We start from the raw sequence: 22,830 nt of genomic DNA on the forward strand, positions 1-22,830 counted from the left end.
TGCAAAAATCAGCCGTAGCGTTCTATTTGGAGAACGATGATGGAAGACCTCAACACCCTCTACTACTTCACCCAGGTGGTGGAACATCACGGTTTCGCCGCGGCCGGCCGGGCGCTGGACATGCCCAAGTCCAAGCTCAGCCGACGTATCGCCGAGCTTGAAGACCGCCTGGGCGTGCGCCTGCTCAATCGCACCAGCCGCCACTGCTCGTTGACCGAAATCGGCCAGGCTTATTACCAGCGCTGCCTGGCCATGCGGGTGGAGGCGGAAAGCGCCGCCGAACTTATCGAACGCAACCGCTCCGAGCCCCAGGGCGTAGTGCGCATCAGTTGCCCGACAGCGCTGCTCAACACCTGGGTCGGGCCGATGCTGACCCGCTATATGCTCAAGTACCCGTTGGTGGAGTTGTTCATCGAAAGTACCAACCGTCGGGTTGATCTGATCCACGAGGGCTTCGACATTGCCCTGCGGGTGCGTTTTCCGCCGCTGGAAAACACCGACCTGGTCATGAAAGTGTTGGGCAACAGCACTCAGAGCGTAGTCGGCCATCCACTGTTCGCCGATCGTCTATCGACACCGCCGTCGCCGGCCGACCTCAGCGGTTTGCCCAGCCTGCATTGGGGCGCGGCGCAGCGTGAATATCAGTGGGAATTGTTTGGCGCCGACGGCACCAGCGCGGTGATTCGCCATGCGCCAAGGATGGTCACCGATGACCTGCTGGCATTGCGTCATGCGGTCATCGCCGGGGTCGGCATCGCCCACCTGCCCACAGTGGTGGTGCGTGATGACATTGCCGCCGGGCGTCTGGTGGAACTGGTGCCGGGCTGGGCGCCGAAGTGCGGGATCATCCATGCGATTTTCCCATCGCGCCGCGGATTGCTGCCGTCGGTACGGACCTTGATCGACTTTCTCGGGGAGGAGTTCAGTCACAGCGATATTGCTTAGGGGCAACGGCAAGCTTTTAGCGCCAAGCGGCAAGCTGATCGGTGGAGTGGCGAGGATTTTATTTCGGACGTAATATCGAATTTGATTACAACCATAATATCCGCTCCGAGGACTTGAATATGCAAAGCCCGAACCGCGACGCCACGCTCGCCCAATGGATCGCGCAGGAACAGGCCATGCGCGATCGCCTGGCGGCGCCTGGCAGTTTGTCCCTGGCCGAGGTCAGCGCCCTGTCCCCTGTCGAGTTTTTCGACGGTATCGGTAATGGTGAGCTGCCCTCGCCGCCCATCGGCACGCTGATGGATTTCATTCCCCTCGAATGGTCCGCCGGTTCGTTCATCTTCCAGGGCACGCCGGATTCGCGGCACTACAACCCGCTGGGCAGCGTCCATGGCGGCTATGCCGCGACCTTGCTGGACTCCTGCATGGGCTGCGCGATTCATACACAACTGAAAAAAGGCCAGGGCTACACCACGCTTGATCTGCGCATCAGTTACGTCCGGGCGCTGACCGGCGCCAGCGGACCGGTGCGGGCCGAGGGCAAGGTTGTGCACCTGGGACGCTCGACGGCGCTGGCCGAAGGGCGGATTTATGATGTGGACGGGCGTTTGTATGCGACCGGCACGACGACCTGCATGATTCTTGAGGCGCGGGGGTAAGCCTTTAAACCGCATCGCCCTCTTCGCGAGCAGGCTCGCCCCCACATAGACCACATTTCCCTGTGGGAGCGAGCCTGCTCGCGAAGGCGCCTGTTGCAACACCTCAAAAACAGGAACATGCCGACGATTCTTGACTTGCGGTAAACATTGCTTTGCCGTCCCAGCGGTTTTTCTCACGGATGCAGGCGCGGATACTCGTATTCGTTCCTACTGCAACCTCTGGAGTCATTCATGTCTATCCCCGCATTCGGCCTGGGCACCTTTCGCTTGCAAGGCCAGGTGGTCATCGATTCAGTCAGCACCGGCCTCGAACTGGGCTACCGGGCTATCGACACCGCGCAAATCTACGAGAACGAAGCCGAAGTCGGCGAAGCCATTGCCGCCAGCGGCATCGCCCGTGAAAACCTGTTCATCACCAGCAAGATCTGGGTCGCCAACTTCGCTGGCGAACGTCTGATCGAAAGCCTCAAGGAAAGCCTGCAAAAACTGCGGACCGACTACCTGGACCTGACCCTGATCCACTGGCCATCTCCGGAAGATCAGGTGCCGGTCAAAGAATTCATGGGCGCCTTGCTCGAAGCCAAGCGCCTGGGCCTGACCCGGCAGATCGGCGTATCCAACTTCACCGTCGACCTGATGAAACAAGCCATCGCCGCCGTTGGTGCCGAGAACATCGCCACCAACCAGATCGAACTGCACCCGTACCTGCAAAACCGCAAGGTCGTCGAATTCGCGCACAGCCAGGGCATCCAGATTACTTCATACATGACCTTGGCCTACGGTGAAGTACTCAAGGACCCGGTCATTGTGCAGATCGCCGACCGCCTGCAAGCGACGCCGGCGCAGGTCACCCTGGCGTGGGCCTTGCAATTGGGCCATGCCGTGATTCCTTCCTCCACCAAACGCGCCAACCTGGCCAGCAACCTCAAGGCCTGCGCCATGAAGTTGAGCGACGCCGACATGGCGTTGATCGCCGGCCTGGATCGCGGCCATCGCCTGACCAGCCCGAAAGGTATCGCACCGCTCTGGGATTGACGAGCGGGACCGACCTCAGCCCTGCTCAAGACTGAGCTCCAGGCGCTTCATGGCTTGATGCAACTGATCGACCGCCGCGTCGATCAGTGCCGCATCACCCTCGGCGCATGCACGCTCCAGGTGTTCGCAACAATCGACCAGGCCTTGCGCCCGGACCATCTGCGCCCCGCCCTTGATGCGGTGCGCCAGCTCCTGCAAACCAGGGTAATTGCCGCAGGCATGTTCTTGCAGCAGACGTTCGCGATCATCGCGATTGGTCACAGCCAGATCGCTCAACAGCTGGGTGATGAGTTCATCGTCGGCCCCTGTGAATTTGCGCAGCCCGCTCAAATCGATTTCGACGGTGGACTGCGCTTCGGTCACGTCTGCCGGCTCACTGGAAAATCTCGAGGCCAGCCATGCACTCAGGTCGACCAGTTGGATCGGTTTGAACAGGCAATCGTCCATACCCGCTTCAATACAACGAACTTTCTCTTCGGGCTGCGCATTGGCGGTGAAGCCCAGAATCACTGTCGGTTGCCCCGTTTGGAAACGTTCCTCATCGCGAATCTTGCCCGTTAGCTCATATCCGCTGACCTTTGGCATGTTGCAGTCGGTGATAACCAGATCGAAGACGTGTTCGCACCATTGATCGAAACCTTGCTGGCCATCCTCCGCGACCAGAATGCTGTGCCCCAGATAACTCAGTTGCCGTGAAAGCAACGCGCGATTGGGTTGATAATCGTCGACCACCAGAATCCTCAGGGGGCGGGTCTTTACCTGAGATTCGCCCTGCGACATTTGAATGTCAGGCAAGCTGTGCAACGTAACCAGCTCAAGGCGAATGTCCACCCGGGTGCCTCGCCCCAAAGAACTGTGGAGCTGCAAGCGCCCCCCCATCATTTCGCACAAGGTACGGCTGATCACCAGGCCCAGGCCCGAACCTTGCCGGGCTGATTGCTGGTTGTTCCCGGCCTGCACGAACGGGCTGAACAGGCGTTGCTGGTCAAGGGCGCTGATGCCGATGCCGCTGTCCTCGATACACACCGTGACGACAAGACGGTCCGGCGACGCAGGTACCACCCGCAATCTCAGGCTGACCTCGCCCTTGCTGGTGAACTTGATCGCATTGCTCAGCACGTTGGACAGCACCTGTTTGAAGCGCGTGGGGTCGATCAGCACATCGCGGTCGCTGCCCTCGTCCAATGCGATCCGCCAGCGCAGGTTCTTCTGCCGAGCCAGGCCCTCGAAGACCCGGCACACCGACACCACCAGCGCCTGCAGATTGGCCCGCTCCGGCGACAGCTTCAAGTGTCCGGACTCGATACTGGAAATGTCCAGAATATCGCCTATCACGTCCAGCAAATGGCGCCCGGCATTTGAAGCGTCCTCAATGGCCGCATGGTCAGTCAAGCCCTCATCTGCCCGCTTCAGCGCCACTTCAAGATTGCCGAGCAAGGCATTCATCGGCGTACGGAGTTCATGGCTCATAGTCGCCAGGAAGGTGGTCTTGGCCCGGTTGGCTTCGACGGCGGCGTCCTTGGCTTCCTGTAATTGCACCAGCAATTGCTGGCGCTGACGAATCTGCTGCCGCTGCCAGGCGATCCCGCTCAAAGCCAGCAAGAGCAAGACTCCAACGGCGGCGAACGCCTGAAAAATCGCCTGTCGATGACGCAGCCAAGCGCTCGGCTCTACCATCAAGTCATTACGCCAGGGGAGTGCCAGCTCTTCGATTTCCTCAGGCGGGATGCTCAGCAACGCCTTGTCCAGGATCGAATGCAACTCGGTCGCCTCGCGACTGGTCGCCAGGGTACTGCGGGCAGGATCGGCGCCCACCGTGCTGACCACTTGCAGACGATCGCGGTATTGCCGGGAAATCAGGTAGCGGGCGCCGATCAATGAATTGATACTGCCATCGGCCTTGCCCCGGGCGACCATTTCCATGGCATCGGCCGACAGCGGCGCATCCACGCAGCGGATCAGGGGGAAGTGCTGCCGGATGAACTCACTGGCAATATTGCCGTAGGTGAGCGCCAGCGTTTTTCCGGCCATTTCCTCGAGTGTCCTGGGGCTGTCCGGCGCCACACGGGTCACCAGCACGGAAGGACTGGTCAGGAATGGCCGGGTAAACAGCAAGTCCTCTTCGCGCTGGGAGCTGAGGCCGATCCCGGCCAACACATCGACCTCACCGTTCTTGATGCCCCTGATCATTTGCGCAACCGACTGCATGGGCCGGATATCGAATTGCAACCCGGTGCGCAGACTTATTTCCGCCAGCACATCGATCCCGATGCCACGATATCTGCCTTCGCTGTCGATAAAAGTGATCGGCGGAATATTTTCGTTGATCGCCACGCTCACACGCGGGTGTCGATCGAGCCAGCGTTGCTCGACCGCGCTCAATTGCAGTGTCTGCGTGCCCGGCATCGACAGCCCGCTCGCGCCCCATCGCCGCAGAATGTTCATCTGCTCATTGGTCGGGATCACCGCCAATGCCTGGTTGACGATGCGCAGCAGTCGACGGTTGTCGCGGGTCATGGCGAAGGCGAAGTGACCCGGTTCCATGCGCGAAAAGTCGGTCAGCAGAACGTTGTTGAGATAGTTTTTGCTGATCAGATAATCGGCCGTAAGCGTATCCCCCAGGAAGACATCCGCCTGACCGAAAGCCACCGCCCCCACCGCTGCCAGGGTCGAGGGATAAAGCTGAACGTCGGCCTCGGAATAGAATTGCCGCACACTTTGCTCAGGCAGGTAGTGGTCCACCATCGCCAGGCGCTTGCCCGCCAGGGTCGGGGCAGGCAGATCAGGCGTCGCAACACGCGTCACCAGCACCGGTTGATCGACGGCATAGGCGCTGGACATCTGTAGCCGCGAATCCTGTGCTTCATAACTGTTAGCCGTTCCCAGCAGGTCCGCATTTCCTTGCTTGAGCGCCAGGATTGCCTCATCTCGCGATGCGTGGCGCTGCACTACGACCTCCACCTGCAACAGCTGACTGAGTAGCTCGGCATAGTCCGCCGTTACGCCTTCAAGCGCACTACCGGTGGGGGTGATTTCAAAGGGTGGGTAGGGCACGGAAACGGCCAGTACCAGACGGCCTTTTTGCTGCAACCAGCGGACATCGGCGTCAGACAGTCTGGCGGAATAACCTTCCACGCTGGAGCGGCCCAGCAACATCAGTGTTTGCGGCTGGGCACTGACATTCGTTGCCCATAGGCAGATCCCCAGCAACAAGAGGTTTTTCAGAATGCGCAGGCGGCGGAAGGCGTTCATTCAGATCAAATGATTGCGCTTGGCAAGATCACGCAGATGCACCGACGACTCTACGTTGAGCTTTTCGATCAGACGGGTTTTGTAAGTGCTGACGGTCTTGTGGCTCAAATGCAGGAGGTCAGCGATTTCCTTGTTACTAATTCCACGGGCTAGAAGCTGAAAGATCGTCATTTCCCGATTAGATAGCAGATCGATCATCTGTTTTTCGCTGTTTTTCAATGAATTCAATGACACCGAACTCGAGGCTAACTGGATGAAGTAGGTGTATCCGCACATCACGGCGTGCACGGCTTTTTGCAAATGCTCCAGACTTTTAGTCTTGTCGACATAGGCGCCAGCACCGGCGCGCATGCAACGATCCTGAAAAAACTCCGGCTCCTGAGAGGTGAAAACCACGACCGGGCACGCCATTTCGCCAGCTTGAATCCGTTCAAGCACCTCAAGCCCGCCGAGGGACGGCAAATTCAAATCCAACACCAAGAGGCTCGGTTTGTGTTCGCGGATTATCGGCAAGACTTCATTGCCACTGCTCGCTTCATGAATGCGCTTGAATCCCTCCTGCTTGAGTATGATTTTGACGGCGCCGCGAATCACCGGATGATCGTCCGCAATCAGCACTGACTTCATGACAACTCCCTGGGCAAAAACACGGCGATCGGGCAAGGTCCGAATTAAACGCAGTAGCTGCGCATTGACTCTGGCATGGATAGCCGTTTCGGACTACCTGACAGAAATGACAGTGCCGACGAACGGTTTCTGCGGATTGACGAGCGCCATCTGGCGTTGTATCGACGCGAGGTCAGGCAACAAGGCATGGCTCACCTGAATTTTCTGTTGCCCGCAGGCGGGAATCGGTGGCAGCCGGGCCTGCTCACCGTCGTAGATCAGCACGCGTTCCAGCTGACGGTTATCCAGGCAGAAATCCAGCAGATCCAGCTTGCCATCCGCCAGCGCCGCGTTGACGACCAGCAGGTCGAAGGCCTCGCTGGCGTACTCCACCAGAATCAACAGTTCCTCGAGGCTTTGCACCGGTGCCACCCCGTAATAACCAAGCTGGTTGAACCAACGCTCGATCCGCAACCGGTGAAAGTGTTGTTCGTCAGCGATCAGGATGCGCAATGACTTGTTCGACAACGTGGCCTCCCGCAAGCGAGCCAGATTAATGAGGACGCAAGGCTACGGAAGTGCCCTTGAGCTTTCTGTAGGACTTTTCCGAAATACCGGTCCCCATTGGGTACACGCACCCCGTCTCCTGTAGAGAGGGTGTTATTGCCAGCCAAACCGCCGGATGTAGAACCCCTTCACCGCCTGCGTCAGGCCCATGTACGCCAGCAGAATCACCGGCAGGAACACGAAATACAGCGATGGCAGCGCCTGCAGCTTGAAGTAGTGCGCCAGCGGTCCCATCGGCAGGAAAATCCCCACGGCCATGATGATTCCGGTCATCACCATCAACGGCAGCGCCGCGCGGCTTTGCAGGAATGGCACCTTCGGTGTGCGGATCATGTGCACGATCAGTGTCTGGGTCAGCAACCCGACCACGAACCAGCCAGACTGGAACAGGGTTTGATGGTCCGGGGTATCGGCATCAAAGACGTACCACATCAGGGCAAAGGTGCTGATGTCGAAGATCGAGCTGATCGGCCCGAAAAACAGCATGAACCGACCGACATCCACCGGCTGCCAGCGTTGCGGCTTGTCCAGCATGTCGGCATCGACGTTGTCGAACGGGATGGCGATCTGTGAAATGTCGTACAGCAGGTTCTGCACCAGCAGGTGCATCGGCAGCATCGGCAGGAACGGAATGAACGCACTGGCCACAAGTACCGAGAACACGTTGCCGAAGTTGGAACTGGCGGTCATCTTGATGTACTTGAGCATGTTGGCGAAGGTGCGCCGACCTTCCAGCACGCCCTCCTCCAGCACCATCAGGCTTTTTTCCAGGAGGATGATGTCCGCCGCTTCCTTGGCGATGTCCACCGCACTGTCCACCGAAATGCCAATGTCGGCAGTGCGCAGGGCCGGTGCATCGTTGATGCCGTCACCCATGAAGCCGACCACATGGCCGTTGCCCTTGAGCAGACGCACGATGCGTTCCTTGTGCGACGGTGTCAGTTTGGCAAAGACGTTGGTGCGTTCCACCGCGACCGCGAGTTCGGCGTCGGTCATGCGTTCGACATCGTTACCCAGCAGCAGGCCTTGTTGCTCCAGCCCGACTTCACGGCAGATCTTCGCAGTCACCCGTTCGTTGTCGCCGGTGAGCACTTTCACCGCCACGCCGTGTTCAGCCAGGGCCTTGAGCGCAGGTGCCGTGCTTTCCTTGGGTGGATCAAGGAAGGCGACGTAGCCGATCAAGGTCAGTTCCTGTTCATCCGCCAGGCTGTAGGCGTCGCGTCCGTCGATCATCGGCCGCGCAGCCACCGCGACGACCCGCAGTCCCTTGGCGTTGAACGCAGCGGTAACCTGACGAATCCGCGCCAGCAGCTCTTCGCTCAGCACTTCATCCACCACGCCATGCCGCACCCGGGTGCACACCGCCAGCACTTCCTCCACGGCGCCCTTGCAGATCAGCAGGTGTGGCTGGTCGCGCTCGGCGACCACCACCGACATGCGCCGACGGGTGAAGTCGAACGGGATTTCGTCGACCTTGCGAAACGCCGTGCCGACTTTCAACTGGCGGTGGATTTCCACGTGTTCGAGGACCGCCACATCCAGCAGGTTTTTCAGGCCGGTCTGGTAGTAGCTGTTGAGGTAGGCCATTTCCAGCACGTCATCAGAGTCGTTGCCCCAGACATCGACATTGCGCGCCAGAAAGATCTTGTCCTGGGTAAGGGTGCCGGTCTTGTCGGTGCACAGCACGTCCATGGCGCCAAAGTTCTGGATGGCGTCCAGGCGTTTGACGATGACTTTCTTGCGCGACAGGAACACAGCGCCCTTGGCCAACGTCGAGGTGACGATCATCGGCAGCATCTCCGGGGTCAGGCCCACGGCGATCGACAGCGCGAACAGCAGCGCTTCGGTCCAGTCGCCCTTGGTGAAGCCGTTGATGAACAGCACCAGCGGCGCCATGACGAACATGAAGCGGATCAACAGCCAGCTGACTTTATTGACCCCGGTCTGGAACGAGGTCGGCGCGCGGTCGATGGCACCGACACGCTGCGCCAGCGCACCGAAATAGGTGCTGTTGCCGGTGGTCACAATCACCGCCATCGCCGTGCCGGACACCACGTTGGTGCCCATGAACAGAATGTTTTCCAGATCCAGTGGATTGAGGGCGTCGCTGTCCTGCCGGCGCGGGAATTTTTCCACCGGCATCGATTCACCGGTCATGGCCGCCTGGCTGACGAACAGGTCCTTGGCACTGAGTACCCGGCAATCGGCGGGGATCATGTCGCCTGCAGACAACACGATCAGATCCCCCGGCACAAGTAGCTTGATCGGCCGTTCAATACGTTGTGCGCCGTTGCTGTCCGGATCCCGTCGCAGCACAGTCGCCGTGTTGCTCACCATGGCCTTGAGCGCATCAGCAGCCTGGTTCGATTTACTTTCCTGCCAGAAGCGCAGCAAGGTCGAGAGCACCACCATGGAAAAAATCACGATGGCGGCTTTCATGTCTTCGGTCAGCCAGGAGATGACCGCGAGCAACGTCAGCAGCAGGTTGAACGGGTTCTTGTAGCAGTGCCACAGGTGGGTCCACCACGGCAGCGGTTGTTCGTGCTCGACTTCGTTGAAGCCAAATTGCCCGCGCAGTGCCTCGGCTTCCTGTTCGCTCAAGCCGTCGGTGTGGCTGCCCAGCGTGTCGAGCAACGAGCCGGTGTCGCTGCCGGCGGCGCTGACCAATGTTTGCGCCAGGGCCGGCGGCACCTCGCGGCTGACCGTGGTGTCGGTGAAGTTTTCCAGCAGCGCCAGGCGACGGAAGTGCCGGGCAAAGTGGCGGGTGCGCAGGAATCCGGCAAAGAATTCCTTGAGCAGGGTCAGGTTCATGGCAGTTCCCCCAGGATCAGCCGGGAAACCGTCGAGCAGGCATGTCGGTGCGCCGCGATGACGACAAAAAGTCGAACATCACGCACGGTTCAGCGTCGATGAGAGGACGTCGGGACACGGACCACCAATGGCCGTGATCGGGATGCCGCTGCTCGCTTTCACGGCGAGACAACGGCACGGAAAAAACTGCGCGTTATCTGGCCGAGGATGTGCCGGTTATCGCAACCGGCCGACGACTGTCACTCGAACAAGTACCCACTGTGGGTCTCCGCTATGGATTGAAAACGCGCGAAGCTTACGCCCCGGTATTTGCAGAGTAAACGCAGAAACGGCGTGTGATGGGGGAATTGCGGGGTTCTTCAGGAAGGGTTCAGGATTGAAGCTTTGTGGTGCCTGTGAGGACGCCATCGCGGGCTTGCCCGCGATGACGGCCTGAAGACCGCCGAAAATGTCAGCTGGCTGTCGCGAGCAACAAATCCGCCATCGAACGGTGCCCACGGTGTTTGCCATGGTCATACAGCGACCCGGCAATCTCGTCCGCGCGAATCGGCAGGATCGACAGCAAGGTATCGCTCAAGCCGTGGCTGGCCTGGCAGAAGCCCTGCATGTAGATACCCGCCTTGCAGCGCTCGTCGGTGATCAGTTTGTAGTTGCGGTCGACCTCGAAATCGCCCAGGTACTGTTCCAGTGGCGCCAGCAGTTTGCGGTGCATCTGACGCTCATAACCGGTGGCCAGCACCACGGCGTCGTAGTGACGGACCGTGACTTCGCCGGTGGCATTGTTGCGCACCACCAGTTCGATGCCGCGCTCGGTGGCGGTGGCTTTTTCGATTGTGGTCAGGGTACGGAACACGTGACGGGCAATGCCCGAAACCTTCTGGCGATAGAAGATGCCGTAGATGCGTTCGATCAGGTCGATGTCCACCACCGAGTAGTTGGTGTTGTGGTACTCGTTGACCAGACGCTCGCGTTCGCTGCTTTCCTGGTTGAACACCAGGTCGGTGAACTCCGGCGAAAACACTTCGTTGACGAACGGGCTGTCGTCCGCCGGCTTCAGCGCCGAGCCGCGCAGGATCATGTCGACCTGCACCGACGGGAAGCTGTCGTTCAGGTCGATGAAGGCTTCCGCCGCACTCTGCCCGCCGCCGATGATCGCGATGCTCATCGGCTGATTGTTCACGCACGGCTGCTTGGCCATTTGCGCCAGGTATTGCGAATGGTGGAAGACGCGACCGTCATCCTTGAGCACCTTGAACGCTTCGGGGATTCGCGGCGTGCCGCCGGCGCTGACCACCACCGAACGGGCGGTGCGCACATGTTGTTGGCCACCGGCATCGCGGGAAATCACCCGCAGCGCTTCGACCTGATGGTTGTGCAGCACCGGCTCGATGGTCAGCACTTCCTCGCCGTAGCGACTCTGTTTTTCGAACTGCCCGGCGACCCAGCGCAGGTAGTCGTTGTACTCCATCCGGCACGGATAAAAAGTGCCCAGGTTGATGAAGTCCACCAGACGACCGTGGGCCTTCAGGTAATTGACGAACGAGTAAGGGCTGGTCGGGTTGCGCAGGGTCACCAGGTCCTTGAGGAAGGAGATCTGCAGCTCGCTCTGGGTCGACAGGGTGTTGCCGTGCCAGCTGTAGTTGGCCTGCTTGTCGAGAAACAGTACATCCAGTTCGCCCAGGGTCGGCCCGCGCTCTTGCAGGGCGATGGCCAGCGCCAGATTGGAAGGGCCGAAACCGACGCCGATCAGGTCGTGAACGATGGGCGATGCAATTGCCTGTGTCATTTCCAGTGTCCTCTGGATGAACCCCCGAGCAGCGGGGAATAAACCTAAGTGACCTGACCGGCCTTGAGCAGGACAGCAAGTCGTCTGTTGATTAGGAACGAGGACAGTGAAATAAAATTTAACGTATTTTTGCCGAAGCAAACCGCAGCCATGTGCAGATCAATGGGCATCCCATTGCCGCATCCGCACCCGGCAATGCTTCATCGCATTGACGATGTGCTTCTCGACCAGCGCCTTGGAAATGCCCAGTCGCTGGGCAATCTCCGGGTGCGACAGGCCATCGAGTTTGCGCAGCATGAAACTCTCGCGGCACAGGCGTGGCAGTTCCGCCAAGGCGCGCTGGAGCATGTCCAGGCGCTGGCCATGGTCGAGCGAGCTGAGGGGTGATGGACTGAAATAGCGCTCTTCATTGTCGAGCACATCCAGCGATTCGACCTGACGCAGTGCATTGCGCCGGTGATCGTCGATCACCAGATTCAGTGCCGTGCGATAAAGGAATGCCCGGGGCTGCTCGATCGGCGTGTCGCTGGAGCGTTCCAGGACCCGCAGATAAGCGTCATGCACCACATCTTCGGCCACCTGGCGGTTGCCGAGCTTGGCGTTCAGGAAACACACCAGCTCTCGATAGTAGTTTTCCAACATGACTCCCGTCCGCACGGGTGCGGTTTCTGTCCTTGAGCACCTGATCGACCACCCAAACAGGCAGTGGCACGATAGTGGCAAATTGAGGTGCGTAATTTATAGTAATTCTCATATAGATTTAAAGTGTTGCTTCATCTTGCCCGACAAATAGTCATGGTCTTGTGGGAGCGTAACGGGGCCTAAATTCTTCGTTACTCTCCTCGTTTACAGGACAGCTCCCCGTCCCTATTCAACTGTTTTGAACGACGGGCCGATATCCTTTGGCCGGAACCCTGCATGAAACGTCCCCGTCAGACCCGACGCGCCCTGCTTGTAGCACTCAGCCTGATCCCCGTTATCGCCGTCGCTGCCTGGCAGATCATCCCGCCCGGTCGCGACAAATTCGCCACCGTCCAGGTCAGCCGCGGCGATATAGAAAGCAGTGTCACGGCCTTGGGCACCCTGCAGCCCCGGCGCTATGTCGACGTCGGCGCCCAGGCTTCCGGGCAGATCCAAAAGATCCATGTGGAAGTCGGTGACGTGATCAAGGAAGGCCAGTTGCTGGTGGAGATCGATCCGTCCACGCAACAGGCCAAACTCGATGCCGGGCGCTTCTCCATCGAAAACCTCAAGGCGCAGCTCCAGGAACAACGGGCGCAACACGACCTCGCCCAACAGAAATTCCAGCGCCAGCAGCACCTCAAGGCCGGTGGCGCCACCCGCGAAGAAGACGTGCAGACCGCCCAGGCAGAACTGCGCGCCACCCAGGCGCGCATCGACATGTTCCAGGCACAAATTCGCCAGGCCCAGGCCAGCCTGCGCAGCGATCAGGCCGAACTCGGCTACACGCGGATTTATGCGCCGATGTCCGGTACCGTGGTGGCACTGGACGCCCGCGAGGGCCAGACCCTGAACGCCCAGCAGCAGACACCGCTGATCCTGCGCATCGCCAAGTTGTCGCCGATGACGGTCTGGGCCGAGGTGTCCGAAGCCGACATCGGTCACGTCAAACCCGGCATGAACGCCTGGTTCACCACCCTCAGTGGCGGCAGCCGGCGCTGGCAAAGCACCGTGCGGCAGATTCTGCCGGTGCCGCCCAAACCACTGGACCAGACCAGCCAGGGCGGCGGCAGCCCCGCCAGTACGAGCAAAAGCGGCAGCGCCCGGGTGGTGCTGTACACCGTGTTGCTCGACGTCGACAACGCCGACAATGCATTGATGGCAGAAATGACCACCCAGGTGTTCTTCGTCGCCGACCAGGCCAAAGACGTGCTGACCGCGCCGATTGCCGCCCTGCAGGCCGGCACGCAAGCGGACAGCCAGACCGCGCAAGTGGTCGCCAGTAACGGCAGCATCGAACAACGCACCGTGCGCACCGGCATCAGTAATCGCCTGCGGGTGCAGATCCTCGACGGCTTGCAGGAAGGCGATCACCTGTTGATCGGCCCGGCCGACGGGAGTGGCGGTTGAATGCAGACGCCCCTGATCGAACTGTCGGACATCCGCAAGGCCTACGGCGGTGGCGACGCCCCTGAAGTTCACGTGTTGCGCGGTATCGACCTGTCGATCCATGCCGGTGAGTTCGTGGCGATAGTCGGTGCTTCAGGTTCCGGCAAGTCGACGCTGATGAACATCCTCGGCTGCCTCGACCGCCCGACTTCGGGCGAGTACCACTTCGCCGGGGAAAACGTCGCCGCCCTGGACACTGACGAATTGGCCTGGTTGCGCCGCGAAGCCTTTGGTTTCGTATTCCAGGGTTACCACCTGATCCCGTCCGGCTCGGCCCTGGAAAACGTCGAGATGCCGGCGATCTACGCAGGTTTACCGGCAGCCGAACGCCACGCCCGCGCCGCCGCCCTGCTCGAGCGCCTCGGCCTGGCCACGCGCACCGGCAACCGCCCGCATCAGCTGTCCGGCGGTCAGCAACAGCGGGTGTCGATCGCCCGCGCCTTGATGAATGGCGGCCACATCATCCTCGCCGACGAACCCACCGGCGCCCTCGACAGTCACAGCGGCAAGGAGGTCATGGCGCTGCTCGACGAACTGGCGAGCCAGGGCCATGTGGTCATCCTGATCACCCACGACCGCGAAGTGGCGGCCAGGGCCAAGCGCATCATCGAAATCCGCGACGGCCTGATCATCAGCGACAGCGCCCGGGACAATCCCGCTGCGCAACACTCGGCCACCCCCGGCGCGCTGCAAGCGGTTGATCTGCGCAAACGCCTCAGCGAAGGCGCCGAAGCAACAGGTGCCTGGAAAGGCGAACTGGTCGATGCGGTGCAAGCGGCCTGGCGGGTGATGTGGATCAACAAGTTCCGCACCGCCCTGACCTTGCTCGGCATCATCATAGGCGTGGCCTCGGTAGTGGTAATGCTGGCCGTCGGTGAAGGCAGCAAGCGCCAGGTCATGGCGCAGATGGGCGCGTTCGGCTCCAACATCATTTACCTCAGCGGTTCGTCCCCCAACCCGCGAACACCGCTGGGCATCGTCACCCTGGACGAAGTCAAGGCGGTGGCAAGCCTACCGCAAGTGATGCGGATCATGCCGGTCAACGGTCAGGAAGCCGGGGTGCGTTTCGGCAACCTCGACCACTTGAGCTACGTCGGCGGCAACGACACCAACTTCCCGGCGATCTTCAACTGGCCGGTGGTCGAAGGCAGCTATTTCACCGAGGCCGACGAACGAAACGCCGCGGCGGTGGCGGTGATCGGGCATAAGGTCCGCACCAAGCTGCTCAAGGACGTGGCCAACCCCATCGGCCAGTACATCCTCATTGAGAACGTGCCGTTCCAGGTGGTGGGGGTTCTGGCGGAAAAAGGCGCCAGCTCCGGCGACTCCGACAGCGACGACCGCATCGCCATCCCCTACTCCGCCGCCAGCGTACGGCTGTTCGGTACACACAATCCCGAGTACATCGCGATTGCCGCCGCCGATGCACGCAAGGTCAGGGAGACCGAGCAAGCCATCGAACAGCTGATGCTGCGCCTGCACAACGGCAAGAAGGATTTCGAGCTGACCAACAACGCGGCGATGATCCAGGCCGAAGCGCGCACGCAAAACACTCTGTCGCTGATGCTCGGTTCGATTGCGGCGATTTCGCTGCTGGTGGGCGGCATCGGCGTGATGAACATCATGCTCATGACCGTGCGCGAACGTACCCGCGAGATCGGCATCCGCATGGCCACCGGTGCCCGCCAGCGGGACATCCTGCGCCAGTTCCTCACTGAAGCCGTGATGCTCTCGGTGGTCGGCGGACTGGCCGGGATCGCCCTGGCGCTGATCGTCGGTGGCGTGCTGATCCTCAGCGAAGTCGCCGTCGCGTTCTCCTTGATAGCGGTGCTGGGCGCCTTCGGCTGCGCCCTGGTCACCGGTGTTGTCTTCGGCTTCATGCCGGCCCGCAAAGCTGCCCGACTCGACCCGGTCACGGCCCTTACCAGTGAATGATCTCTCCATGAAGCCGCCCTTGAGTTTGCTGACCCTGTGCCTGTTGCTCAGTGCCTGTGGCACCCCGGCCCAGCGCCCGGACAGCGGCATCCAGCCGCCCTCTTCGTGGCAATCGCCACACAACGAAAGCACCACTCGCAGCAACGTACAGTGGTGGAACCGCTTCGGCAGCCCGCAACTGGAGCGTCTGGTCGAACAGGCCCGGGTCGGCAGTCACGACCTGGCCGCCGCCATCGCCCGAGTGCGCCAGGCGCAAGCCGAAACCGTGGTCGCCGGTGGCTCCCAGTTGCCGGAGGTCAAGGCAGGTTTGAACGCCAACCGCCAGAAGTTGCTGCGCGGCAATGGCTATAGTCAACTCGACGCCGACAGCGATAACGACGCGGTCGACTACTTCACCGCCAACCTCACGGCCAGTTACGAAATCGATTTCTGGGGCGGCCAGCGCGCCTCCCGCGACAGTGCGCAGTTCGCCCTGCAGGCCAGTGAGTTCGATCAGGCGACGGTGGAGCTGACATTGCTCAGTGGCGTGGCCAACGGTTATGCGCAAACCTTGTCGCTGCAGGAACAGAGTCGCATTGCCGAGCTGAATCTGGCCAATGCGCAGAACGTTTTGAGGTTGGTGCAAACCCGCTTCGACTCGGGCTCCGCGACCGCCCTGGAACTGGCCCAACAGAAAAGCCTGGTCGCGGCGCAGCAACGGCAATTGCCGCTGGTACAACAACAGGCCATAGACGCGCAGATCAGTCTCGCCGCCCTGCTCGGCCGTCCGGTGCAGGCGCTGGCCTTGGGTCAGGAGCGCTTCGATCAACTGTCATGGCCGGCCATCGAAGCCGGCGTGCCCAGCCAATTGCTCAGCCGCCGCCCGGACATCGCCCGCGCCGAAGCGCAACTGGCCGCCGCCCAGGCCGACATCACCGTCGCCCGCGCCGCCATGTTGCCGACCGTAACCCTGAGCGCGGAAATCGGCTCCGGTGCCGATCGCGCCGGCGACATTCTGCGCAGTCCTTTCTACAACCTCGCCGCCGGACTGCTGGCACCGGTGTTCAACAACGGTCGCCTGGGCGCCGAGCGCGACAAGGCCACGGCCCGCCAGGAAGAACTGCTGGAAGCCTATCGCGGTGCGATCATCAATGGTTTTGCCGACGTGGAAAAAGCCCTCAACAACATTCGCGGGCTGGACGAACAGCGGCAGTGGCAAAGTGAAGAACTGCGCCAGGCGCAAACTGCGTTCGACATTGCGCAAAGCCGTTATCAGGCGGGGGCCGAGGATCTGCTGACTGTGCTGGAAACCCAGCGCACGCTGTATGCGGCGCAGGATCTGAATGTGCAACTGAGGTTGTCACGGTTGCAGGCGAGTATTGCGCTGTACAAGGCGCTTGGGGGTGGGTGGCAGGTTTTGTAATTGCGGTGTTTTTGAGATTGCTATCGCTGGCAAGCCAGCGATTGAACGATAACGCGGTGTAGCGGTTTAACTCGAAACCGTCTTTGCCTTCAGATTCCGCGCATACCACGGCCGTTGCGGCACCTTCCTGAACAGATCCTTGAGCTTCTTCTCATCCTCGCCAAAGGTAATCCGCAGCGCCAGCTTCATGGTCTCCGGGTCCATCTCCACCGACTTGCCCGCCTGCAACCCCGGTGTAGTGCTACAGCCATGGGTGGTCGGACCTAGCCACGGGTCACCGATTTCAACCCAGCGCCCCGGTGCGAACCACGGCACGCCATTGACCTCAAGCCGGCTGACTTCCCCCGGATGAAAGCGCTCGTGGGCACGGAACCAGTCTTCCAGGCGATCGTCGATCCAACCGTGAAAGTGCCAGAACACCGGGCTCACATGAGACGAAAACGGATCGCCGAGGAAGTCGTTTTCCGGTGCAAACCAACGCGCGGAAAAGTCCGCCGGATCACGGGCGAACGGCACCGGCTGGCCGTTGGACGGATCACGGGGTACCGAGGCCCAGCGCATGTGCAGCCAATCGTGCAATCCCAACTCCACTTCTGAGCCGAACTGCCCCAGGGTCAGCTTCGACAGGTAACGCGGGTCGCGGTACTGCGATTCCCAGACCTGGAAATTGCTGTGGTACGTCTCGGCGGTCTTGATGTCGGCGACCCACTTTGAGTACTCGTCATCGTCCTGGGCCAGCCAGGTGGGCGGCAGCGCGGTGCCGTCATGGTTGTCGAAATAATTGGCGAAGCCGATGCGATCCCGGGCCAGCTCCGGCTGCGGCAGCGGGAATTGCGTCCACGACGGCAAGTCCTGCAGCGAGCGCGCCGTACCGAGCATGTGCCGGTGCATGAAGAAGAAGTCTACGCCCGAACCGTTGCGATCCTTGCGCGCACCACGGGCATCACGCTCCTTGTCCCGTGGACCAGGCTGCCAGCCGATGCCGCGCAAGGCGCTGCGCTTGTCTTCGGGCAGGTTGTGCCACTTGTCCCGGGACGCATGCCAGAGCTGGTGAAACAAGCGATGCTCGGCGGACGTCAGCCAGGCCAGCAGCGGCGCATTCAGACCGGTTCGCTCACGGGCTTCGGGAAATACGCGCTTGACGGCGATGAAGCGATTGTCCTGGGCGGTCATCATCAACGGCCGGTCCAGATTCAACACTCGTCCACTGAGCGAGCCGCTGCCGGCGTTGCCGAACCCGGCCCAGACTTCGTCCAGCGTCATGCTGAATTCGTAATCGGGGGTACCGTTGGCACTGAGTAATCGCCAGCTCAACTGCGCCGGTTTGGCGCCAGCCAGATCGCCGAGTACCCGGTAACGCGGCGCCCCGCTCGAACGCAGTCGCTCGGAGGTGTCGAGAAAACCGATCACGCCGCGACCTTTGTGGCCGATGTCGAGGAACACTTCCAACCCATCCGCCGGCAGGCCTTCAAGCCCCGCATCACGGCCTTCGAAACGGATCTGCCAGACACCACGCAAGGTATCGGCCAAACGCTGGCCGGCGACATCCGCGACATCGAACGACGCTTCGCCGGGGGTGATTGTCGGATCCGGTTTCGTCCATTGGCGATGCCCATAAAAAGCCGCAGGCACGGCAGCGCCGGTCAGCGCCAGGCCCGCCATGAACCATCGTCGAGAAATCGTCATTGCCCTACCTGTGTCAGCCATGAAGCAGGCTTTATCCAAGCTAGAACGTTGGTTGCGCCGAAAAATTTAAAAGCATTCGCGAGCAGGCTCGCTCCCACATTGGATCGCATTCCAAATGTGGGAGCGGGCTTGCTCGCGAAGAGGCCATCACAAACACTAAATTCCTCGACCGGTTACTCGTTCCTCCCAAATAGCAAAGCCCCTGCGGCGAACTGACTGAGACGGCAATGACAAAACCACGCTCGAAAAAGGCTCTTTTCATCGGCCTGCCGCTGGCCCTGGCGATCAGCGCCGGTACTGGCTTCGCGGCCTGGGACTACTGGTTCAAGGACAACCCCGGCTACCCGGTCAAGGTGATGAAACAGGCCGATGAACTGCACGAACGCCTGCTCTCGTTCGACAGCCACATCACCGTGCCCATGGACTTCGGCACCGCCGGCAACGAAGCAGACAAGGACGGCAGCGGCCAGTTCGACCTGGTCAAGACCGGACGCGGACGCTTGTCCGGCGCAGCCCTGACGATTTTCGGTTGGCCGGAAATCTGGAACGGCCCCAACGCGCCGCACCGCCCTACCGCCGGTTTCATCGAAGAAGCACGCTTCGAGCAGGAAACCCGCTACAAGATCATCAGCACCATGGTGCGCGACTACCCCAATCAGGTCGCCATCGCCTACACGCCTGACGATTTCCGCCGCCTGCACGGCGAAGGCAAGTTCGCGATTTTCATGAGCATGCTCAATGCCTACCCGCTGGGTAACGACCTCAACGCCCTGGACAAATGGGCGGCCCGGGGCATGCGCATGTTCGGCTTCAGTTACGTGGGCAACAACGCCTGGGCCGACTCGTCGCGGCCGCTGCCGTTTTTCAACGATACCCGCGACGCCCTTGGCGGTCTTTCGGAGATCGGCAAGCAGGCCGTGCACCGCCTCAACGACCTCGGTGTGATCATCGATGTGTCGCAGATGTCGACCAAAGCCCTGGAGCAAGTCGCCCGCTTGAGCCGCACGCCGATGGTGGCGTCCCACTCGGCACCCCGTGGCCTGGTGGACATCCCGCGCAACCTCAGCGACCAGGAAATGCAGCTGATCAAAAACAGTGGCGGCGTGGTGCAAATCGTCGGTTTCCCGACCTACATCAAACCGTTGAGTCAGGCCACCCAGGACAAACTCAATGCCCTGCGCGCGCGCTTCGACCTGCAACCGCTGCAAGGGCTGGAGATGGCACTGATGCCGGGCGACCCGGTCATCACCGTCTGGTCCGAGCAGCGTTTCGGTGAATACGCCAGCCAGCTCTACGCCATCGTCGACGAAGAACCCAAGGCCACCCTCAAGGACTACGGCGACGCGATTGATTATGCGGTGAAGAAAATCGGCATCGACCATGTCGGCATCAGTTCCGACTTCAACGATGGCGGCGGTCTCGATGGCTGGAAGGACGTCAGCGAGGCGCGCAACGTGACCGCCGAGCTGATCAGTCGCGGTTACGGCGAAGCCGATATCGCCAAGCTCTGGGGCGGCAATTTCCTGCGGGTCTGGGACCAGGTACAGCAGTCATCCAAACCTGTGGCAAAAAACTGACTCCCCCTTTGCACAAGCGAACCCAAGCCATGACCAACCGTCGTTCATTCCTCAAGCAGGCCGGCATTCTCGCCGCCGGATTGCCGCTGACTGCCGGCATGAACCTGCAGGCATCCGCCGCCAATCCGCAACCCTTGCCCAAGGGCAAGTGGGCGCAGTTGCGCCAGCTGTTCAATCAGGACCCGGACTACCTGCACTTCGCCAACTTCCTGGTGACCTCGCACCCCACGCCAGTGCGCAACGCCATCGATATGCACCGCGCCAACATCGACCGCAACCCCGGCCGCGCCATGGACTGGGACCTGCAGGAAACCGAGAAACGCGAACACAACGTGCGGGTCTGGGCCGGTCGCTACCTCAACGCCAAGCCTGAGCAGATCGCCCTCACCGGCAGCACCACCGAAGGCCTGGCGATGATTTATGGCGGCATTCATGTGCGTCCGGATCAGGAAATCCTGGTCAGCGAACATGAGCACTACTCGACCCATTACACCCTGGAATACCGCCAGCAACGCCAGGGTACCCAGGTGCGCAAGCTCAAGTTGTTCGAGAACAGCCGCGACATTACCGTGGACGAAGTGCTGGATTCGATCGCCAAAGGCATCCGCCCCGAGACCCGCGTGCTGGGCATGACCTGGGTGCAATCGGGCAGCGGCGTGAAACTGCCGATCGGCGAAATCGGCAAGCTGGTGGAAGAGCTGAACCAGAAGCGTGACGAAAAAGACCGCATTCTTTATGTGGTCGACGGCGTGCACGGTTTCGGCGTCGAGGACCTCGCGTTTCCCGACATGCACTGCGACTTCTTCATCGCCGGCACCCACAAATGGATGTTCGGCCCCCGTGGCACCGGGATCATTTGCGCCCGCTCGGCCGAACTCAAGGATGTCACGCCGATCATTCCGACCTTCTCCGAAGCCACCACCTTCTCGACCATCATGACCCCCGGTGGCTATCACAGCTTCGAACATCGCTGGGCGGCAGACGAAGCCTTCAAGCTGCATCTGGATTTGGGCAAGGCCGAGGTCCAGGCGCGCATCCATGCGCTCAATACCTATGCCAAGAATCGCCTGCTGGAACAACCACGGATCGAACTGGTCACGCCGCAAAGTCCGGAGCTGTCCGCCGGTTTTACGTTCTTTCGGGTCAAGGAACAGGACTGCGAAAAAATCGCCAACCAGCTGATGCAAAACCGCGTGGTCTGCGATGCGGTGGAACGTGACGCCGGCCCGGTGGTGCGCATCGCCCCGGGCCTGCTCAACAGCGAAAGCGAAATCGACCGTTTCATGGCCCTACTCAACAAGACCGCCTGACACCCCCATTCACTGTAGGAGCGAGCTTGCTCGCGATGGACGCCCAGGCACCGCGGGGAGTCAGGCACCCCGCGTTATCGTTGACGTTTTTCGCGAGCAAGCTCGCTCCTACAGGGTTCGTTTTTCTTTTGGATCGAGATTACCAATGACCCATAACCCACTCACCCTGCCGCTCAAGGCCCTCGCCCTGACCGCCCTCATGGCCGGCGCCGCTCAAGCCGCCACTCCAGCGCCACCGGGCAAGGTCTTCAAGGACTGCAAGGACTGTCCCGAAATGGTCGTGCTGCCCGCCGGAACCTTCACCATGGGCACCCCGGACGATGAAGTCGGCCGCGAGCCCGATGAAGGGCCGATGCATGACGTGACCTTCGCCAAACCATTCGCCATGAGCCGTTTCCAGGTCACCGCCGGCGAATGGGACAGCTACGTGCGCGAAAGCGGCGTGACCATTGCCAACGGCGATACCCGGCCGGGTCGCGAGTGCATCGCCAGCAAGCCGCGCTATCCGCAGAGCCCGCGCCAGCCGGCGGTGTGCATGAACTTCGACGACGTGAAAAACTACGTCGCCTGGCTGTCGAAGAAAACCGGCCAGAAATACCACATGGTCAGCGAAGCCCAGCGGGAATACGCCGCCCGTGGCGGCAGCAAAGGCCCGTTCCCCTTCCCGTTCGATGAAGGCAAGGAATACAGCATCGCCAAGCACGCCAACACCTACGGCCCGGCCGACGGTTACAGCTACAGCTCGCCGGTGGGCAGCTATCCGCCCAACGCCTTCGGCATGTACGACATGCACGGCAACGTCTATGAATGGGTGGAAGACTGCGAACACCCGAACTACGTCGGCGCCCCCACCGACGGCAGAGCCTGGCTCGAGCCCAACTGCGAAGCCGTGCGCATCCGCGGCAACGACTGGGGTGAAGCGCCGGTATTCTCCCGCTCCGGCAATCGCAACAGCCAGTACCCGCAAGAACGTGGGGACTGGATAGGCTTTCGTGTAGTGCGCGATCTCTAAAACCACACCCCAACCACTGTGGGAGCGAGCCTGCTCGCGAAAGCGGACTGTCAGCCAGCATTGATGTCGACTGACACTCCCTCTTCGCGAGCAGGCTCGCTCCCACAGGGTTCCATG

16 protein-coding genes are annotated in these 22,830 nt (G+C 60.9%); 9 read left to right on the plus strand and 7 right to left on the minus strand.

What is annotated here, in order from left to right; translation table 11 throughout:
• The first annotated feature begins 36 nt into the window (after nucleotides 1–36).
• From FFS64_RS26820 to dkgB, 3 genes are all read left to right on the plus strand, one after another.
• The gene (locus FFS64_RS26820; RefSeq protein ID WP_137807818.1) at nucleotides 37–945 is read left to right on the plus strand and encodes a LysR substrate-binding domain-containing protein; all 909 of its coding nucleotides are present in this window, start codon (nucleotides 37–39) and stop codon (nucleotides 943–945) included.
• A gap of 119 nt (nucleotides 946–1,064) precedes the next feature.
• A complete protein-coding gene (locus tag FFS64_RS26825) occupies nucleotides 1,065–1,604 on the plus strand; it encodes a PaaI family thioesterase (RefSeq protein ID WP_137807819.1) in 540 nt (179 codons plus the stop codon).
• A 231-nt stretch (nucleotides 1,605–1,835) separates the two neighbouring features.
• Nucleotides 1,836–2,639: a 2,5-didehydrogluconate reductase DkgB gene (dkgB, locus tag FFS64_RS26830; protein ID WP_137807820.1), complete on the plus strand. Its 804-nt coding sequence runs from the start codon at nucleotides 1,836–1,838 to the stop codon at nucleotides 2,637–2,639.
• Nucleotides 2,640–2,654: 15 nt separating this feature from the next.
• On the opposite strand, the gene FFS64_RS26835 is transcribed toward dkgB, so the two are convergent.
• From FFS64_RS26835 to FFS64_RS26865, 6 genes are all read right to left on the minus strand, one after another.
• On the minus strand, nucleotides 2,655–5,891 hold the full coding sequence (locus FFS64_RS26835; protein ID WP_137807821.1) for a transporter substrate-binding domain-containing protein: 3,237 nt from the start codon (nucleotides 5,889–5,891) through the stop codon (nucleotides 2,655–2,657).
• Complete coding sequence (locus FFS64_RS26840) at nucleotides 5,892–6,518, minus strand: response regulator transcription factor (RefSeq protein ID WP_137807833.1); 627 nt, start codon at nucleotides 6,516–6,518, stop codon at nucleotides 5,892–5,894. It abuts the gene before it with no gap.
• Nucleotides 6,519–6,611: 93 nt separating this feature from the next.
• Nucleotides 6,612–7,025, minus strand: a complete 414-nt coding sequence (locus FFS64_RS26845) for a response regulator (RefSeq protein ID WP_137807822.1) — start codon at nucleotides 7,023–7,025, stop codon at nucleotides 6,612–6,614.
• A 132-nt stretch (nucleotides 7,026–7,157) separates the two neighbouring features.
• Nucleotides 7,158–9,875, minus strand: coding sequence for a magnesium-translocating P-type ATPase (gene mgtA, locus FFS64_RS26850; protein ID WP_137807823.1), 2,718 nt, complete (start codon nucleotides 9,873–9,875; stop codon nucleotides 7,158–7,160).
• Nucleotides 9,876–10,326: 451 nt separating this feature from the next.
• Nucleotides 10,327–11,661: a lysine N(6)-hydroxylase/L-ornithine N(5)-oxygenase family protein gene (locus FFS64_RS26860; RefSeq protein WP_137807824.1), complete on the minus strand. Its 1,335-nt coding sequence runs from the start codon at nucleotides 11,659–11,661 to the stop codon at nucleotides 10,327–10,329.
• Between the two features lie 159 nt (nucleotides 11,662–11,820).
• Nucleotides 11,821–12,303, minus strand: a complete 483-nt coding sequence (locus FFS64_RS26865; protein WP_095197377.1) for a sigma-70 family RNA polymerase sigma factor — start codon at nucleotides 12,301–12,303, stop codon at nucleotides 11,821–11,823.
• A 276-nt stretch (nucleotides 12,304–12,579) separates the two neighbouring features.
• Here FFS64_RS26865 and FFS64_RS26870 point away from each other — a divergent pair, with 276 nt between their 5' ends.
• From FFS64_RS26870 to FFS64_RS26880, 3 genes are read left to right on the plus strand one after another with little or no spacing between them, the layout of a single operon-like run.
• Entirely contained in the window at nucleotides 12,580–13,752 is a 1,173-nt protein-coding gene (locus FFS64_RS26870) for an efflux RND transporter periplasmic adaptor subunit (RefSeq protein ID WP_137807825.1), read from the plus strand.
• Nucleotides 13,753–15,726 carry a MacB family efflux pump subunit gene (locus tag FFS64_RS26875; RefSeq protein WP_137807826.1) on the plus strand — a complete coding sequence of 658 codons (1,974 nt, stop codon included), beginning with the start codon at nucleotides 13,753–13,755 and terminating at the stop codon, nucleotides 15,724–15,726.
• 7 nt (nucleotides 15,727–15,733) lie between these two features.
• Complete coding sequence (locus FFS64_RS26880; protein WP_137807827.1) at nucleotides 15,734–17,128, plus strand: efflux transporter outer membrane subunit; 1,395 nt, start codon at nucleotides 15,734–15,736, stop codon at nucleotides 17,126–17,128.
• A 66-nt stretch (nucleotides 17,129–17,194) separates the two neighbouring features.
• On the opposite strand, the gene FFS64_RS26885 is transcribed toward FFS64_RS26880, so the two are convergent.
• Nucleotides 17,195–18,814 (minus strand): PvdJ/PvdD/PvdP-like protein, encoded by a 1,620-nt coding sequence (locus FFS64_RS26885; RefSeq protein WP_137807828.1) that lies wholly within the window; start codon nucleotides 18,812–18,814, stop codon nucleotides 17,195–17,197.
• A gap of 227 nt (nucleotides 18,815–19,041) precedes the next feature.
• Here FFS64_RS26885 and pvdM point away from each other — a divergent pair, with 227 nt between their 5' ends.
• The 3 genes from pvdM to FFS64_RS26900 all read left to right on the plus strand — a co-directional run bounded on the left by pvdM (nucleotide 19,042) and on the right by FFS64_RS26900 (nucleotide 22,713).
• Nucleotides 19,042–20,391 (plus strand): pyoverdine-tailoring dipeptidase-like protein PvdM, encoded by a 1,350-nt coding sequence (gene pvdM, locus FFS64_RS26890; protein ID WP_137807829.1) that lies wholly within the window; start codon nucleotides 19,042–19,044, stop codon nucleotides 20,389–20,391.
• 29 nt (nucleotides 20,392–20,420) lie between these two features.
• Nucleotides 20,421–21,701 carry an aminotransferase class V-fold PLP-dependent enzyme gene (locus FFS64_RS26895; protein ID WP_137807830.1) on the plus strand — a complete coding sequence of 427 codons (1,281 nt, stop codon included), beginning with the start codon at nucleotides 20,421–20,423 and terminating at the stop codon, nucleotides 21,699–21,701.
• A 145-nt stretch (nucleotides 21,702–21,846) separates the two neighbouring features.
• A complete protein-coding gene (locus FFS64_RS26900; RefSeq protein WP_137807831.1) occupies nucleotides 21,847–22,713 on the plus strand; it encodes a formylglycine-generating enzyme family protein in 867 nt (288 codons plus the stop codon).
• Nucleotides 22,714–22,830: the final 117 nt, after the last annotated feature.

This window comes from Pseudomonas sp. G(2018) (assembly GCF_005502415.1).
In the GTDB taxonomy this organism is placed as follows: domain Bacteria; phylum Pseudomonadota; class Gammaproteobacteria; order Pseudomonadales; family Pseudomonadaceae; genus Aquipseudomonas.